Origin of the sequence: Bacillus mycoides (assembly GCF_018742245.1) — a bacterium.
Taxonomy (GTDB): Bacteria; Bacillota; Bacilli; order Bacillales; family Bacillaceae_G; genus Bacillus_A; species Bacillus_A cereus_U.
Genome location: NZ_CP036135.1, coordinates 13,405 through 28,669, shown reverse-complemented (window position 1 = coordinate 28,669; position 15,265 = coordinate 13,405). Strand labels below are relative to the sequence as shown.

Sequence of the window (15,265 nt, the reverse complement as noted above, 5' to 3'; positions counted from 1 at the left end):
ATATAATTATTTTTTTCCATAAAAAAAAACCTCTCTTGATCAAGTTGTTTTTGGTTAATATGTTTACAATTAATAGACTTGGTTAAAGTAAAAATAATATCGTGATTGTTATAAAACTCCTATAAATATAACAATGCATACGGTATATTGATAAAATTCTGATTGGTTAACCATCTATAAATTCTGTCATACCTTTTAGGTACGCTTATATGATACATGTTTTATGTAAAGATAAAATGCAGATAAAATGCATTTTATCTGCATTTTCATCTACAAAAAGGGGCCTCACTCACACATCAACATAAAGTATATGTGTATAGAAAGGTGGGTTTTTCTATGTTTGTACGAGGTCACCCTATCAAAAAAAAATTATACGTTTAGACACAATTTAGAAGCATTTTAACTAATTCCCTGTACGTTAGAGCATTCTTTTTTATATTGAAAGGGCTATATACACTTAATAATCTACTGGAATAAAAAAAGAACCAGCTCATAGCTGGTTTGGATTCAGTGTACTTTCATATTCCTTGATTATTTTATAAAAAGTATTTTTCTTCAGTTCTAACAGTGCCATAAATTGAACCCCAGTTATTTCTCTATTTTTCCACTCAGGATACGTTTCTTCTATTATAAGTAGTTGCTTTTGATTTAATGTTGAAAGGTTGCATTGAGGACGACCTAAATGTTTTCCTTGTGATTTGGCTACAGCAATCCCTTCCGCTTGTCGCTGATGAATCTTTTTACGCTCTTGATCTGCAACATAGGAAAGCAAAGATAAAAATTGATCTTCCATCAACCGACCCATGTCACCCATTTCACGAAACTTACGGCTATCGAATAAAGTTTCATTTTCTAAAACAACAATATCAGCTTGTAATTCTCTTGTTATGTATTTCCACTCTGAAATTACTTCATCATAATTACGTCCCATACGATCTAAAGCATCTATATAAACCATATCACCTTTACTTAATATTTTTCGTAATAATTGATACTGAGGGCGATCAAAATGTCGTCCACTTGCTTTATCGACAAAAATACGCCGAGCTTCCACTCCTCGTTCCATCATCTTATGTAATTGACGTTGTTCATTTTGATCTTTTGTACTTACACGTATATATCCATAAATATTTGCCACGTTTGAGACTCTCCTTACATTTTTTACCACAATTATACCACTTACGTTTATAAAGGTATTCACTAAAAATAAACGTTTATAAAAGAATTCCATTTACCTTTATAAACTTGATGTTTCAATGTTTCATAGATGTTCTTCAACCGTTTAAAAAGGTATACCTTTTTAAACATGAGGTTTTTGAAACGAGAAAATGTGTACCTTAAGTGAATTTGAAAGTAAACTAATGGGTATTAGTTTACATTCGGTTTTTTAAGGTAAAAGGCTGAATAATTAAGAAAAGTGAATTTAATAAGTTACTATAATTTACATTTGAGTTAAAATAAGAGTGGTTGAAACTGGGGTCTCACTTATGTTTAGAAACAGAAATTAGAAAACATACAAATGGGAGGATACAATGATGAACCAAAAAAAGTTAGAAATGGCTTTTAAAAGATATAGCAAAAATTTTGTGGATGGAATCAAATTTGAAGATGTGAAAGATAAATATAATGTCAGTAGAAGAAAGATTGAGAAAATCGTTGAGCAAAATGAAACAGATAAAGATCACATACTATTAATAAATCTAAGCAAAATTTCCTCATATCACTTGTCATTATGGAAAAACGATGTATTGATCAGCGGTGGAAACAATGCAGAAGGATTAAAGAACATGCAGAAGGTTTTATTTTACCAGTGCATGGGACAGGATCTCTATACAAGCAGGTATCCAGGAATGATCTTGGGATATACGTTTAGAGAAGTCGTCCTCACATTAGTTCATTTTGCAATGTATGGATGGGAGAAAGAAGAAAATATATTATATGATTTTATGACTCATCACTTCGGTGAACATTTAATAGATGCCAATGAAGAGGATAGACATATTTGGTTTTTGCTAGAGCTGTACTTGCAGTATAGAAATAAAACCATCATGGGAACGAATAAAAAATTGCATCTAGCTGTGAAAAATAAGTTTAAGGAAGCTGAACTGCGATGCGGCTCAATCCCTGAAGACCTGAATATTTATGATGAAGTGCTGGAACGTTGGTCGACTGGTGATTTAGAAGAAATAGAACATCTAATTTCGATAATGTCACAGTATCATTCTGCATTAGCTTCTGAAATCGGACAGCTAGGTGAATTTGGCGATTTCGGATACGGATTTTATCCTTTTGAAATCTTATTCTTGATCCATGTAAGGAAACAACTAGGGTTGCCAGTACCTACTCAATTCGATAATTTTCTGATGAATACTCCAGAAGCAAAAATGGTATTTAGAGAACGTGAGCCATACCCTGAGTGGGATCCCGTGCTTCAGATGATCGATCAATTTTATCGTAAAAACTACCCAGAATATATTCCTAACAAGCATGGAGAATTATTTCAATAAAAGGGAGGAAGCTAATATGCCGGATAAAGGGATAGCACAGATTATATTTCCTGATAGCAAGGATTTGGAAACGTTTTTGAAGGAACAAGGAAGTTATGACTTACATGAAGTCCTATTAAAATATGGATTGACGACGAAACAGTTTTTATACGTTGACTATAAAGGTGAGCAATACCAAGAAATTGTCAATTTTATTCTTGATTACGAATTTGCCCACCAAATTGAATTAGCAACACAAGAAGAACTCGAGAAATTAGAAGCATTTAATTATGAATTTTTACCTGAAAAGATTAAGGAGGCCAACAAAATACTGTCACCAAAGGGGTATGGACTATTTACATATCCAAATTCGGGCGACTTCTTCGCACTATTCATTGTAAAAATAGAGACTATAACAAAATTGCTGCAAGAAGAAGTGCTGCTCGATGATAGAATCCCTTTTCAAGAAAGGTGTATCAAGTATTATAGATAGACCGGTTCTGGTGCAAAAACCTCAAGACAATTGCAATTTGGGGTATCGCCACATGTCCATCAAGCTAAGAAAAGCAAATACCCCCAAAACAAAAATTTTATTATTTTACAGTTATTTACGGGAATTCAGATCATTCAACTTAAAATAACTGTTAGTTTCCCAAATAATCAATATCTGATTTTATCTAATAGGTTTACAGAGGGTTATGTAAGGACACTAAGCGTTAATATAATACTTCGCGACTTCTTTTATCGTAGTTTACCTGGAAAAGCTCTTCTCTACTTGGCGGTGGTGGGGGCTTTTTCTTATACACTTTTACTTTTTTAATTCTTTTAGCGTTACATCCCTAAAGAACTTTGAATAAAGTTTGTCGCTATCGTTTATCTATGGGATACTATTTAATCTTTTAATAAATCTTCGTCTAAAAAGAGTTCGATGTCATCTAAATTTACACTTTTTTTTCTTTCATGAATTGAAAATTTTAAAATAAATTCTTCAAAAGAGTTTGCTATAAGATAATAATATTCTTTTCCATCTTCGTTTATTGTTTCACCTTCATGATACCAATAATAAATTTTACCCCTGTATTTGTCTTTTAAGCCTATACATATTAAATCTCCCCCGTCTGCATCTGCAATAGGCATTACACTACTTCCTAAAATATCCTTATAAGTTTGAAAGATTGATTCAATTTCATAGGCATCACTAGTAATACCATAAAAGCCACCTATCGAGTCAAAACCATCCTTGGGAGTTACAGGGGTAACTTCAATTGGCTGGTACATTCTATTATCCTTAATAAAACACCCTCCATATTCAAGCAAAAACTCTTTGTAGTCTAATGGTAAATCTACACCATATATTCGTTCAATTGTTTCGATTGACTTATATGCATCTTCTTTTTTTGATACTACCATTTCCGAATCAATTATTTCATTTAATACTTGCTTTATTATTTTGTTCATTTTATTTTCCTCCTCTTAAATCTGATGCTGAACCTATATGTGGTATATTAGCATGTAAATCTGTTGGAATTAACTCAATTTCAGTAGAACTTTTATGGTGAGGTGTTAACCTTTTTTCTTTTAACCAGGCCTTTCCTTGATTCTTTGATTTAAAGTATACGCATAGGTAAATGAAGAAGAATGTGGGATTCTTACCTAACATCCTATATTTATATTTGAGTAGTATTTGGAAGATGTGAGCAAATACCATCAATATGAGGTTGTAGGTGATTTCTCGAATATAAAAACCTATATTGATAATTGTAGTGCCCCTACACTAAAAGCATAGGTAGATGCTAGTACTATTGTGGTGATTATAGCAAATTAAAAGCACAAATTGGAGAGATAGCTCCAGGTTTTGGGACAATAAAAGGGGGAACACAAATACAACTTCCTTTAACAGTCGAACAATTAGAAGGATTGAAACAAATAAAATAAGGGGGATAATTTTAATATGACAAGAGATGAGGCAAAACGAATCCTATCAGAAGAAGGATTAAAATACTATAACTGGTTTCATGAAAAAGATGTGGATCCGGATGAGGTTCTAATTTATAAAGAGGATAATAAGTGGGTTGTTTGTGCAACTGATGAGAGAGCGAGTATTGTAGAAACCTCAATTGCTCATTATGGTAATGAAGAAGAGGCATTAGATGATTTTATTAAACGAGTAAGATTGGAAAAGATATTAAAGCCATGAAGATAAAAGGTTGAGTTAATTATTTTTTGAATATAGTTAAAAAGCAGTAACCCGAAATTAATTTCAGGCTACTGCTTTTTAAGTTAGTCCTGGGGTCTCGCCACATCGCTATCAAGCTAAGAAAAGTAAATACCCCAAAACAAAAAGGGGTTCGACCGAGATACGTGTAAAAATAGGCCATAGGCTTACTTTTATTTCCAGGAGTGATTTATTGAACTTATAAATATCGTTTCGTCTATTTTGCCGAAAGAAAATAAAAAGGGGCAATGTTAAGACATGTAGCGCTTAACCATAAATACACATAAAAAGAAACCAGGCGGTAGTGAATATCAAAAATATTACGGAAAAGTGTATATTAGGAACCAAAAATTTTGCGTAATCTTTATTTTTTTTCAATGCCCTAGTTGAAGAAATAATGGCGCTAACTAATGGGAGCATTAAGGCATAAATTATATATGTAAGATCACGTCCAGTATCTAAATATGGTTCACCAGGGTGAATATAAATAAGTTCATAATGATAAGCAAAATAAATATACAAAGCTATACAAAATATGAAATTTGCTCCTACGGCAATCCAAAAAGTTGTATTGTTTAATCTTTTCATCTCTCTACTCCTTATATGGTTTATAAACTACATTAGTGGAATAGGAAATTTTATAATTATATAGATTTATATTTTGTTAAAAAATATAAATCAGGCCAAAATGGTCCTCTTACCACGTTGCCAGTAGCTTGTCAGAGTGTTAGCAAATATAATTCACATAAAGAAAATAGAATAAAAATACCACCAGCAAATGTTAAAAATACTAAGGAAAAAACTAAATTTGGAACTAATAATTTCTTTAGGTATTTTTCTTTACGTAAGGCCCTAATTGAAAAAACAATGCCGATAGTTAGTGGAATGATAAATGCAAAAAAGATATATGTAAGATCACGAATAGTATCTTCTGTGGAAAATCTTCCAGGTACGGGATAAATAATTTCATACATATAAACATTATAAGTATATAAAGCTATGCAAAATATAATATTTGCTCCAATTGCGATACATGAATTTTTTAACACTTTCTTCTGTCTACTCCTTTAAGTAAATTATCCCTAATATTATAACAAATAAAAAATTTCATATCGTAATATTATGTCGAATACAAATGAAAAAGGGTTCAGTCAAGATGAATGTAATTTTGAGTTATGGGCTATATTTTATTTCCATTATCAGATTTCGGTGTAACAAAAAGCTGTTTTACTAATAATGTTACGAATTATTTTTGATACAGTATTTTGTTACAGCTAGTTCAACGATTGGGATATTTCATATTTTCAAACACAACACGTAACAAAAACGAACGTTTTTGTTACGTGTTGTGTTTGAAAAATAACGTCTGGGAAAAAATGTATCGCTATGACCTATTTTTACACGTATCTCGGCTGTACCCCAAATAGGAGTGGTACCTGTGGAGAATCAGACTAATTCATTTGTAGTAACAGTTACACCTATTGCTGACAACTTGGGTTCGAATACAGAAAAGAAATTACAAACACCATAGAAAAAGAATTTCAAAAACCAACAGGGTAGTATTAAAATTTCTAGTCAATCCAAAGAAGAACTTGAAGCTTTAAATAAACTTACAAATACCAAATATGCTCACGAAATAATTGATTTACTTATAGAAAGTTATGTAGAAAACGAATTAACTTCGGAGCAGAAAAGAAAATTCAAATTGCTAACGGAACTATAAAATAATAGAAGTATCCCTTCATTAGGGGTGCTTTTTATTATGTATCTTTTTATCTTTTTATCTTTGTATCTTAAGATAAATGTATCTTTTTATTATAAGCAGGAAAAATACTCCTACCTCTCTTCTATACGGTACAAAGCCCTTACCCGAACCACCACTAGCTCATTTACATAATTCTCGTTATCGGTAAGTTTAAAAACCAACAAGGAAGTATTAAAATTTCTAATCAATCAAAAGAAGAACTTGAAGCACTAATGAAAATTACCAACACGAAATAATTGATTTACTCATAAATCATTATGTAGAAAATGAATTAACTGCAGAGCAGAAAATGAAATTTAAATTACTGATTGAAATATAAAAAGAAGTATCCCTGTTTCTAATTAGGGGTACTTCTTTTTTCATTATCGGGTACTGACCGCAAAATGCAGAAAGTGAGTAACACCTAAAATAAATATATAGTTTATCGCAAATATTCTATTTAGGTATCCCTAAATTTTGAAATGGATAATTAAAATTCATAATCCATTAAATATGTTCCTGTATTTACCAACCGTTCAGGTATTGTATAAATATTAGTTGCAATTGCCCCAACAATTATAGCCATACCCCAAACAAACACTTTTTGTACTAAACTTGCCTCTGAAAAAGTAAATATAATTGCCAAAAGAAATAAAAATCCAGTAATAATATTCACTAAAAATCCCGAAATTGCTGCAAGTAATATTAAACCTTGTCCCAAAATTATTAATAAAAGACCAACAATCTTAAATATAATTTTTATTATTGCTTGAATAATAACCATATATAATTCTCCCCTCCTTCTCCCTTTTTTTGGTATCGTTTTGTATAATATTAACATAAATAAGAGTTTAATAGTGAGACTATTCTTACTATTAAACTCTCAAAAATGGAGATTTTAAAGATTATTTAAGATGCTAAGATTCATCTGAAATTTTTATAAATTTCTTAGCAAATAAAATCCGCGTTTTGCCGTCAGTGCCTCATTATGTAACTAAAGATATATGTATCTTTCATCAGAGTAGAAAAGTAGAAATGTCTACTTTTCTACTTATGCGTAGTTTGTTTTGGAACCTCACCAGAACTTCCACCACGGCTTTTTCTTCTCTTTTGCAGCAGCGACCTCTTCACGGTATTCCTGCATTAATTTCTTCGCTTCCTGCATCTCACGTAGTGTCTTCATAAGCGTCTCGTCTCGCGCTTCCAATCGTTTTTCCACTCGTTCATTATGTTGCTCTATGCTCGCTTTAATTTCCTCGTTACTTTGCTTTGCCTGTTCACTTAGTCGCTTTTCCATTGATACTATACTCTGATTCATTTCTTGCGCCATAACGCTGTACTGTTGCTGGAGCTGTTCTTGAATGTGGAATGGGATTAAACTCTTATCTTCAGGTTCTTCTTTAATTAGATCCGGATTCACTTTTTCTATTTGCTGCGCAATCATCTTCGCTGCCTTTTCCAACGTCATACCGTCATGCTTACTAAGCTCGATTAATTTCTCAATAACCATAATGTCACTGTCTGTGTATTGGCGTCTGCCACGATTATCCTTCTTTACAGAAAATCCCTCGCGTAATAATACTTCCATGTACTTTCTTAGGGTGCTATCACTTATTTCTAGCCTTTTATATACTTCACTAGCAGAATAAACAATTTCGTCCGTCATAGCGTCACAACACCTCCTAGTGAGAGTATTCAATGATGGTTAAGAAATTCCTGCAAATAAAAAAGCCCCTATTAGGGCTTCTTATTCTATATTAAGATTCTTAGTCACATCATATATATTTCCTGTTATTTAATTAAATAAGAATTCACTTTTCCATTCCGGCTTCTTTCTATGCGCTTCATTACAATCAAAAAGGCACTCTTTCATTATTTTTGTATCTCTTGGTAACCTTTTTTCTAACTTTGACCATCCGTTAAAAATCATCTTGTTTGGCAAAGGGAACACAAATCCTGTAATACAATCCCAAAAGGCATCCCAATTTTCCCCGTAAAAGTCAGGAAACTCAAGCTTCTCTTTAAAAAGTAAATGTAATTCTTTTGCAGTATAGATGTCACTTACATCAATGACCATAATCGCTTCACGTTCATTACTCAATTTATACACCCCATTAAAATATTGAGCTTATATTTTATCTTTCCTCGAGAAGTATTCTTTCTTTTTTTCGTTCCATAAGTACTTTCTTAAGTTTTTCATGGCGATAATTCATTGTTACATTATATAAAAATGATAATAAAACCATTATTACTGTCGCAATATAAAAATAGTCCATAAATTTTAGGTTATTATAATCAACAAGTAGGAATGCAGGTGCCAGAATAGTTATCAGGGCTATATAATTCTCAGAAAATACTTTTTTAAAAGCGCGAATCACTCGTCACTGCTAATTGAAGAAAATTGAAAAAAGACGCATTTAGATTGATGCGTCTTTTGGCGATGTCTCTTTTGTGAAATCATATAAAGCTATTGCACCTAAAATAACAAGTATGCTTTCAGGAACATCTATCAAAATAGTTTTCCAAATCTCTGGTATTACCCATTTAATATCTGCTGCTGATTCAAGATATGTTTGAAAATAACCGATTGTAAAATCAATTACAGATAAACATACAAATAATGTTAGACAAAATCGAATTACTTTCTTATTTTTAAACATGTAACACCTCTCAAAATTCATTGGATATTCCTACTTGTGGTTCATTATATATATAAATCCCTATATTTAATTTTAACATACAAAAAACCCCAATAAATACAATATGCATATTTACATATCCTATTGACACCTTGGGGTACCGCCACACATCCATCAACTTAAGGATTTAGACTATTCTTAAACATAAAAGCACGTTACTATTCTCTTATGTTAATGAGAAAGGGTGACGTGCTTTTTATGAATATGCATCAAAAACAAGAGCTGTCTTTATTTGCCGAAGAGTTATATCGATATATGTCTCCCGCTACACTTAATCAATTAGCTATAGAAGCAGGTGGAATGAAACGAAAACGTAAGTGCCATGGGCACCATTTTTTATCTTTGTGTGTATGGTTAAATCAACAAATCGCTACAACCTCTCTTACTCAACTTTGTAGTCAATTAGAAACTTCAACAGGAATTTTATTAAGTCCTGAGGGACTGAATCGACGATTTAACTCGGCTTCTGTAGCCTTCTTTCGAAATGTATTTACTACACTTCTACAAGCTAAAATTGGAGGATCATCTACAATTTCTCATTCTCTTTCTGCTTACTTTGAGCGGATTCGCATCCTTGATTCTACAACCTTTCAAGTTCCAGATCGATTCGCAGCTACTTATCCTGGTGCCGGAGGCTGTAGTCATACAGCTGGTGTGAAAATTCAATTAGAGTATGACTTGTTGAGTGGAGAGTTTTCTGATGTGAAAATTGAACCAGGAAAACGAAGTGATCAGGCATATGGGGCGACTCGAATGGACATGACACAAAAGAATGAACTATATATTCGTGACTTAGGGTATTTTCGTTTACAAGACTTTAAATCGATCCAAGATAAGGAAGGGTATTATTTATCGCGTCTTAAATTACCAACTAAAATATATAGAAAAGAATTCGAAACAGTGGTATTTAAAACAAAACCTGCTCAATTGAGACCGGTATATATACAAATTCATTTGGAAGACATCATGAACCAATTACAACCTGGCCAAGTGTATGAATTACATGATGTATATGTAGGGAGCAAAGACAAACTACCCACTCGCATTGTGGTTTATAGATGTACAGAGGAGCAAAAACAGAAACGTCTACATGATCGAGCTATTCGTGAAAAGAAAAAAGGGATTACATATACAGAGCGTACGAAACTTTTACAAGGAATTACAGTATATATGACAAACATTCCTACGGAATGGGTACCGAAAGAGAAAATCTATGATTTATATTCACTGCGTTGGCAAATTGAGCTGTTATTTAAAATATGGAAATCTTGGTTTCGAATTCATCGTTGTAAATCTATTAAACAAGAGCGATTAGAATGCCACCTTTATGGACAACTCATTAGTATCCTATTATGTTCTTCTACTATGTTTAAAATGAGAGAACTCCTGTTACGTAAGAAACAGAAAGAACTAAGTGAATATAAAGCGATTTACATAATTAAAGATTATTTCTTACTTTTTCATCAAGCACTACATAAAAACACCCAAGAATTATCAAAGATTCTCCTTCGTCTGTTTAACCTCCTACAGCGAAACGGACGAAAATCTCACAGATATGAGAAAAAAACAGTCTTTGATATTTTAGGTGTTGTGTATGAGTATACCACTTCTGCCCATCAGGTAGCATAGCGAAAAATTTGAAACCCGTCAGGGTTTATTTGATGTGCCTACTTTTATAACATCTATAAAAGATAATAAAAAACTACGTGGAAAGACCGCATTTTGTATAAAAATATACGTTAAGTTGATGGATGTGGGGTACCGCCACAAGTGTGGCATATTAAAATTTGAACTTTATTTTAAAGCTACAAAACATCAAAAAAGAGAGTGAATAATTAGTTCCCTCTCTTTTTTGATGTTAATCATTATATAGATTAGATAACAATAGTTTCGTCATCAGTCACATTTTTATTTGCTAATTTCAAATAGAAATGCGATACAGTCGTTGTGTAATATGGGGAAATCCAAAGATACGGAAGATTTAAGGTGTCTTTGAGTGGATTGTTGAACCAAATGGAAATGTAAGTCATAGAAGATTTATTGAAAATGGTATTGTTACAGGGAAACCAAATCAAGTTCCAAAAAAGTAAAAGGAGAATTATATGGATTTAATAGATTTTAAGAACAAAGGTCTTAAGTATGATTGGAAAACTATTTATACTGGTGTAAATAAAAAAGGTTCTGGTGCAAGAAATCTAGTAAACTTGGACATACTGATACTACTAAACTAAAAAGGACGTGTATCGGTATGAAAAAACCAGTAGAATTCAAATGGAAACATTATCAGCCTGATATTATTTTATTAACCGTGAGATGGTACCTACGGTACAGCCTCAGTTTTCGTGATTTGGTGGAAATGATGGAAGAACGCGGACTATCTATTGCTCATACAACCATCATGCGTTGGGTACATCAATATGGACCTGAATTAGATGAACGAGTACGGCGTCATCTTCAGTCAACCAATGATTCCTGGAGAGTCGATGAAACCTATGTGAAAGTCAAAGGTCAATGGCTGTATCTGTATCGTGCCGTTGATTCAGAAGGGAATACCATTGATTTTTATCTAAGTGAATCAAGGGATAAACAAGCAGCCAAGCGCTTTTTTAAGAAAGCCTTGGCTTTTTCGCACGTTTCTAGGCCTCGTGTAATAACTGTAGACAAGAACCCAGCTTATCCCATCGCTATCCAAGAGTTAAAAGAAGAAAAGCAGATGCCTGAAGGCATCCAACTAAGACAAGTGAAATATCTCAACAATATCGTAGAGCAGGATCATCGCTTCATTAAAAAACGAATTCGCCCGATGCTTGGGTTAAAGTCCTTGCGAACTGCTAAACGAATTATTGCGGGGATAGAGGCTATGCACATGATCAAAAAAGGACAGACTCTCCAAAGGGAAAAGTCTGTCCAAAATCAAAAAGAATTTATTCATAAATTGTTTGGACTAGCTTCATAAGCTAGCAATTTAAAAGAAATTGACACTCTATGTTTCTATCGAGTATTTTTTGCACCAGAACCCTTCGGAGCATTGTCTCAATTTTCCCCTTAGCATATTCATCAGTGATATCCCTTATTAAATCTCCCCATGTCGGTATATTGAAAGGTACTGATATTCCTGCTCCGATAAAAGGAACTATTTTATTTTCATGATACGCTTCTTTAAGTTGCTCTAAGCTACCACCCATTTGATCTCCTCTTTCTATACTTGAATCGGACTTTTATCCTGGAAATATTTTTTCTACATATATTTATATTAATTTTATCAAATATTATCATTGTCATCTATAGAATCTGTTGTTTCACATCAAAAATGTCGGAAATATTATCCTTATTCAAGAGTATTACCAGTAACCTACAAAAAATGATTTATTTAAAAACAGAATAGCCTTAGGCTGATGATGTCATGTTTTCAGGAAATTTTCACATAAAAGTTGTCATGTTACAAAACCATAGACTAGGGCTATTACAAAAATTCATTTCAAAATTGAATAAGAAGAGGCAAGCATCAATCGTTTCAAAAGGTGTACCTTTTGGAAAAAATAAAAGAAGAATCCAATTTGGATTCTTCTTTTATAAATTGTACTTTAAAAAATTATCAGATGTGGCCCCTCATATCCATAATCGTTTCCGTATCTCTACAATGAAGTACAGAAATTATTAATGGGTGTATAGCGATATGAAGATGATCATCTAGATTCTTTGCAGTTCAAAAAATTCATAACAGAACTCTTTTACTTATCGTTTTAATCTTCAATGTTATCTAATTGAGTCTTATAATCTTCACTACAATCTGGATGAGTTGGTAAAACCCCTCTTTCATCAGGTAATAAAATTCTTAAAACTTCTCGATTCATTTCTTTAAAGGACTTCATAATTACAGGATTATTTTCAATAATATTATAATACTCAATTCCTTCCTCAAACTTTTTTCCATATTTAATTTCTTCTACTACAGTGTAAAAAATATCATGTGCTACTTCCGGATCAATATTTAGTATTATTTGCAAATCTTGATGGTTATACTTATGTGTTAAGCCATGAGTGTGATAATTGGCATGAATCTCATCATAATCTTCAGCTAATACCGCATGCATATACCAACCATGCTCCTGTAACATTTCTTTTTCCCATGAATCCATTATTTGTCCGCCTATCTTATGCTTTATTTTGTTTAAATTGTTGAATTACCTCGTCTATACTATCCCCTATACGTACGGGATTCCAAAAATCCTCTCCATGTTCAGCTGTATAAACAGGAAGATTTATATCGTTAATATCTACAAAAACTGGGTCTCCTACATAAGAGTCCATTCCAATTACAATCCACTCTTCTCTCCAGTCGCCTTCTTTATCACTAGTTAAATCTTGTCCATCTAAATCAACGTGATACCCTACTTGCCCTTCTTCTATTTCACTGCTATTAAAAAATTCTATAGACATAGATTTCCATTCGATTTCATTATCATCAGCTTGGTCTACACAATCTAAAAGCTCTTTAATTTTTTTATTATAATTCAAGAAAATCCCTCTTCCCATTTTTGATAGTTACCAGTTATATTGTACTACCTTCTTCTAATCAATTTACCTTTTGTAGGATTTCTCCAGCTACCCCTATGTGCATTAATGTGCTGCTTCGGTGTGAGAAATTTAATGTTTCTAGGATTTGCAGCTGAGTAAGGATTTGTTTTTACACTATTAATATGGTGACCATGAAATCCTTTAGCTTTTCCTTTTCTCACAATAAAAAAGACTATCTGAAATTTAATTTAGAATAGTCTTTCATTATATATTACTCTACAATTTGTGTTTCCCACCCATCATAACTATTACATGTTCCACTATATAAAACTGCTAACTCCGCCATGTGTTTTGTTTCTTTCCAAACATTTTCTTTTGTTGGTATACAATTTTTCCCCACTATAAATACATAGTAACTTAACCCATCTTCTGCAATTTGTTCAGATGGTTTATAAATAGCATAACCTTTTACATGTAGTACATCTGCTATTTTCTCTGCTATTTCTATAGTATCTACTAAGAAATAATGTTCTAGGTAATGTACTTTTGATAAATTAGATCCTGCCTTCTTCAAAGCTGTTAGCGTTTCTATATCCTGTTTTTCTCGTTCCTGTCTTTCATGAACTGTTTCTAACATTATAAATCTCCTTCAGACCAATTTATATTGTGTTTCTTCGACAAATCCATGTTTCTTTTCTAATTTGTTGTTTTTCTATTAAATAACTTACTATATATATCTTCATTTGTTTTCATTTCTAAATTCTTCCTGTGTATTTTTGAATTCTTGTTCATATTTTTTTATTTTTTCAACGTCTGTCTTTGAATTAAGGAAAGGTCTTTTTCTACCAATCATCATTATATCCTTTCCTTCTGTGGACTCCATGCGTACATATGGTTTAAAAAATTCACATTCTGTATTGTTTAATACCACCGATAATTTGGCGTATTCTTCCATAGGGAATTGATTAGATAAATTTAATTTCTTAAGCCTTTTCAAATTCATTAATGGCTCTAAAGAACGATCTTTAACCTTTATATTCATTAAGGTTAAATCACTTAACTTCAATAAATTACCAATCGGATTCAAAGTTTTTACATTAAGTGCTTTTACTATCCCTCCTCCTAAATAGAGACCCTCTAAATTTTGTCCATCTTTTATTGGTGTCAAGTCTTCTAATTTCGAGAAATCTTCTATTAATAGATAAGAAAGGTTTTTATTATAACTAAAATCCCATAAATCAGTATTTTTAGTATTCCAACATAAATATAATGCCCTTAAATTAGACATCATTTGTAGTATCGATAAATTTTCTACCCTCATTTCATAAACATATAGTAATTCAGGATTAACATGCATCATAATTTTATCAAACTGCTTTTGATTCACTGCAAAAACCCATAATTCCTTAATTTTCAATTCACCTAATAGTTCTATATTCTTTGTTTTACCGCTAATAGCTAACTCTTTTACATCATTATTTATTCCAACTAAATCTTTACGAATATTCGGCTGTTCACCTATCGGAAACATTAAATTCACTCCTTCAAATATTATTTAAATCCAAAATCAATTCAATATAAATAAAAATAAATCATTTTACAA

The 15,265-nt window shown here is 32.1% G+C and carries 19 protein-coding genes and 2 pseudogenes; 6 read left to right on the top strand and 15 right to left on the bottom strand.

The annotated features are described in order from the left end of the window. Nucleotides 1-490: 490 nt before the first annotated feature. Entirely contained in the window at nt 491-1,138 is a 648-nt protein-coding gene (locus EXW56_RS26870; protein ID WP_215558708.1) for a recombinase family protein, read from the bottom strand. Between the two features lie 394 nt (nt 1,139-1,532). On the opposite strand from EXW56_RS26870, the gene EXW56_RS26865 reads away from it, so the two are divergent. Both EXW56_RS26865 and EXW56_RS26860 read left to right on the top strand, forming a co-directional pair. Further along, complete coding sequence (locus tag EXW56_RS26865) at nt 1,533-2,507, top strand: hypothetical protein (RefSeq protein ID WP_215558707.1); 975 nt, start codon at nt 1,533-1,535, stop codon at nt 2,505-2,507. A gap of 16 nt (nt 2,508-2,523) precedes the next feature. Further along, nucleotides 2,524-2,979 carry a DUF6630 family protein gene (locus tag EXW56_RS26860; protein WP_215558706.1) on the top strand — a complete coding sequence of 152 codons (456 nt, stop codon included), beginning with the start codon at nt 2,524-2,526 and terminating at the stop codon, nt 2,977-2,979. Nucleotides 2,980-3,377: 398 nt separating this feature from the next. On the opposite strand, the gene EXW56_RS26855 is transcribed toward EXW56_RS26860, so the two are convergent. Together EXW56_RS26855 and EXW56_RS28030 are read right to left on the bottom strand one after the other, a co-directional pair. Next, nucleotides 3,378-3,944, bottom strand: a complete 567-nt coding sequence (locus EXW56_RS26855) for an SMI1/KNR4 family protein (protein ID WP_215558705.1) — start codon at nt 3,942-3,944, stop codon at nt 3,378-3,380. A 1-nt stretch (nt 3,945) separates the two neighbouring features. Further along, complete coding sequence (locus tag EXW56_RS28030) at nt 3,946-4,146, bottom strand: HNH endonuclease family protein (RefSeq protein ID WP_353737118.1); 201 nt, start codon at nt 4,144-4,146, stop codon at nt 3,946-3,948. 291 nt (nt 4,147-4,437) lie between these two features. Between EXW56_RS28030 and EXW56_RS26850 the strand changes: the two genes are divergently transcribed. Continuing rightward, nucleotides 4,438-4,683 (top strand): Imm59 family immunity protein, encoded by a 246-nt coding sequence (locus EXW56_RS26850; protein ID WP_002203318.1) that lies wholly within the window; start codon nt 4,438-4,440, stop codon nt 4,681-4,683. A 285-nt stretch (nt 4,684-4,968) separates the two neighbouring features. On the opposite strand, the gene EXW56_RS26845 is transcribed toward EXW56_RS26850, so the two are convergent. Further along, nucleotides 4,969-5,289 (bottom strand): hypothetical protein, encoded by a 321-nt coding sequence (locus EXW56_RS26845; protein ID WP_215558704.1) that lies wholly within the window; start codon nt 5,287-5,289, stop codon nt 4,969-4,971. A gap of 131 nt (nt 5,290-5,420) precedes the next feature. Next, nucleotides 5,421-5,750, bottom strand: a complete 330-nt coding sequence (locus EXW56_RS26840; RefSeq protein WP_215558703.1) for a hypothetical protein — start codon at nt 5,748-5,750, stop codon at nt 5,421-5,423. A gap of 431 nt (nt 5,751-6,181) precedes the next feature. Between EXW56_RS26840 and EXW56_RS26835 the strand changes: the two are divergent. Next, a pseudogene (locus EXW56_RS26835) lies at nt 6,182-6,424 on the top strand (hypothetical protein). 511 nt (nt 6,425-6,935) lie between these two features. On the opposite strand, the gene EXW56_RS26830 reads toward EXW56_RS26835, so the two are convergent. From EXW56_RS26830 to EXW56_RS26815, 4 genes are all read right to left on the bottom strand, one after another. Further along, on the bottom strand, nt 6,936-7,229 hold the full coding sequence (locus EXW56_RS26830; RefSeq protein WP_215558702.1) for a hypothetical protein: 294 nt from the start codon (nt 7,227-7,229) through the stop codon (nt 6,936-6,938). A gap of 291 nt (nt 7,230-7,520) precedes the next feature. Then, entirely contained in the window at nt 7,521-8,111 is a 591-nt protein-coding gene (locus EXW56_RS26825; RefSeq protein ID WP_215558701.1) for a DUF3967 domain-containing protein, read from the bottom strand. A 129-nt stretch (nt 8,112-8,240) separates the two neighbouring features. Further along, a complete protein-coding gene (locus EXW56_RS26820) occupies nt 8,241-8,546 on the bottom strand; it encodes a barstar family protein (protein ID WP_215558700.1) in 306 nt (101 codons plus the stop codon). Nucleotides 8,547-8,862: 316 nt separating this feature from the next. Beyond that, nucleotides 8,863-9,126: a DUF3937 family protein gene (locus EXW56_RS26815; RefSeq protein ID WP_215558699.1), complete on the bottom strand. Its 264-nt coding sequence runs from the start codon at nt 9,124-9,126 to the stop codon at nt 8,863-8,865. 216 nt (nt 9,127-9,342) lie between these two features. Between EXW56_RS26815 and EXW56_RS26810 the strand changes: the two genes are divergently transcribed. Beyond that, nucleotides 9,343-10,773, top strand: a complete 1,431-nt coding sequence (locus tag EXW56_RS26810; RefSeq protein WP_215558698.1) for an IS4-like element ISBce2 family transposase — start codon at nt 9,343-9,345, stop codon at nt 10,771-10,773. Nucleotides 10,774-11,018: 245 nt separating this feature from the next. Here the strand turns inward: EXW56_RS26810 and EXW56_RS28165 are convergent. Next, nucleotides 11,019-11,132, bottom strand: a pseudogene (locus EXW56_RS28165) (DUF975 family protein); the annotation flags it as partial. Between the two features lie 260 nt (nt 11,133-11,392). On the opposite strand from EXW56_RS28165, the gene EXW56_RS26805 reads away from it, so the two are divergent. Next, complete coding sequence (locus tag EXW56_RS26805; RefSeq protein ID WP_215558690.1) at nt 11,393-12,100, top strand: IS6 family transposase; 708 nt, start codon at nt 11,393-11,395, stop codon at nt 12,098-12,100. A 1-nt stretch (nt 12,101) separates the two neighbouring features. On the opposite strand, the gene EXW56_RS26800 is transcribed toward EXW56_RS26805, so the two are convergent. The 5 genes from EXW56_RS26800 to EXW56_RS26780 form a co-directional block, all read right to left on the bottom strand. Then, complete coding sequence (locus EXW56_RS26800) at nt 12,102-12,329, bottom strand: hypothetical protein (protein WP_215558697.1); 228 nt, start codon at nt 12,327-12,329, stop codon at nt 12,102-12,104. A gap of 558 nt (nt 12,330-12,887) precedes the next feature. Then, nucleotides 12,888-13,283, bottom strand: coding sequence for a DUF4262 domain-containing protein (locus tag EXW56_RS26795; protein WP_215558696.1), 396 nt, complete (start codon nt 13,281-13,283; stop codon nt 12,888-12,890). Nucleotides 13,284-13,299: 16 nt separating this feature from the next. Continuing rightward, complete coding sequence (locus tag EXW56_RS26790; RefSeq protein WP_215558695.1) at nt 13,300-13,680, bottom strand: hypothetical protein; 381 nt, start codon at nt 13,678-13,680, stop codon at nt 13,300-13,302. A gap of 253 nt (nt 13,681-13,933) precedes the next feature. Next, the gene (locus EXW56_RS26785) at nt 13,934-14,299 is read right to left on the bottom strand and encodes a ribonuclease E inhibitor RraB (RefSeq protein WP_215558694.1); all 366 of its coding nucleotides are present in this window, start codon (nt 14,297-14,299) and stop codon (nt 13,934-13,936) included. 102 nt (nt 14,300-14,401) lie between these two features. Beyond that, nucleotides 14,402-15,193, bottom strand: a complete 792-nt coding sequence (locus EXW56_RS26780) for a leucine-rich repeat domain-containing protein (protein WP_215558693.1) — start codon at nt 15,191-15,193, stop codon at nt 14,402-14,404. Between the last annotated feature and the right edge of the window lie 72 nt (nt 15,194-15,265).

What these genes read in the sequence shown, in the direction of transcription:
- EXW56_RS26815 (WP_215558699.1), bottom strand. Translation starts at nt 9,126, where the DNA reads ATGAATTTTGAGAGGTGTTACATGTTTAAAAATAAGAAAGTAATTCGA.
- EXW56_RS26825 (WP_215558701.1), bottom strand. Translation starts at nt 8,111, where the DNA reads ATGACGGACGAAATTGTTTATTCTGCTAGTGAAGTATATAAAAGGCTA.
- EXW56_RS28030 (WP_353737118.1), bottom strand. Translation starts at nt 4,146, where the DNA reads ATGTTAGGTAAGAATCCCACATTCTTCTTCATTTACCTATGCGTATAC.
- EXW56_RS26780 (WP_215558693.1), bottom strand. Translation starts at nt 15,193, where the DNA reads ATGTTTCCGATAGGTGAACAGCCGAATATTCGTAAAGATTTAGTTGGA.
- EXW56_RS26855 (WP_215558705.1), bottom strand. Translation starts at nt 3,944, where the DNA reads ATGAACAAAATAATAAAGCAAGTATTAAATGAAATAATTGATTCGGAA.
- EXW56_RS26860 (WP_215558706.1), top strand. Translation starts at nt 2,524, where the DNA reads ATGCCGGATAAAGGGATAGCACAGATTATATTTCCTGATAGCAAGGAT.
- EXW56_RS26865 (WP_215558707.1), top strand. Translation starts at nt 1,533, where the DNA reads ATGATGAACCAAAAAAAGTTAGAAATGGCTTTTAAAAGATATAGCAAA.
- EXW56_RS26795 (WP_215558696.1), bottom strand. Translation starts at nt 13,283, where the DNA reads ATGGATTCATGGGAAAAAGAAATGTTACAGGAGCATGGTTGGTATATG.
- EXW56_RS26790 (WP_215558695.1), bottom strand. Translation starts at nt 13,680, where the DNA reads ATGGGAAGAGGGATTTTCTTGAATTATAATAAAAAAATTAAAGAGCTT.
- EXW56_RS26805 (WP_215558690.1), top strand. Translation starts at nt 11,393, where the DNA reads ATGAAAAAACCAGTAGAATTCAAATGGAAACATTATCAGCCTGATATT.
- EXW56_RS26845 (WP_215558704.1), bottom strand. Translation starts at nt 5,289, where the DNA reads ATGAAAAGATTAAACAATACAACTTTTTGGATTGCCGTAGGAGCAAAT.
- EXW56_RS26830 (WP_215558702.1), bottom strand. Translation starts at nt 7,229, where the DNA reads ATGGTTATTATTCAAGCAATAATAAAAATTATATTTAAGATTGTTGGT.
- EXW56_RS26800 (WP_215558697.1), bottom strand. Translation starts at nt 12,329, where the DNA reads ATGGGTGGTAGCTTAGAGCAACTTAAAGAAGCGTATCATGAAAATAAA.
- EXW56_RS26785 (WP_215558694.1), bottom strand. Translation starts at nt 14,299, where the DNA reads ATGTTAGAAACAGTTCATGAAAGACAGGAACGAGAAAAACAGGATATA.
- EXW56_RS26850 (WP_002203318.1), top strand. Translation starts at nt 4,438, where the DNA reads ATGACAAGAGATGAGGCAAAACGAATCCTATCAGAAGAAGGATTAAAA.
- EXW56_RS26810 (WP_215558698.1), top strand. Translation starts at nt 9,343, where the DNA reads ATGAATATGCATCAAAAACAAGAGCTGTCTTTATTTGCCGAAGAGTTA.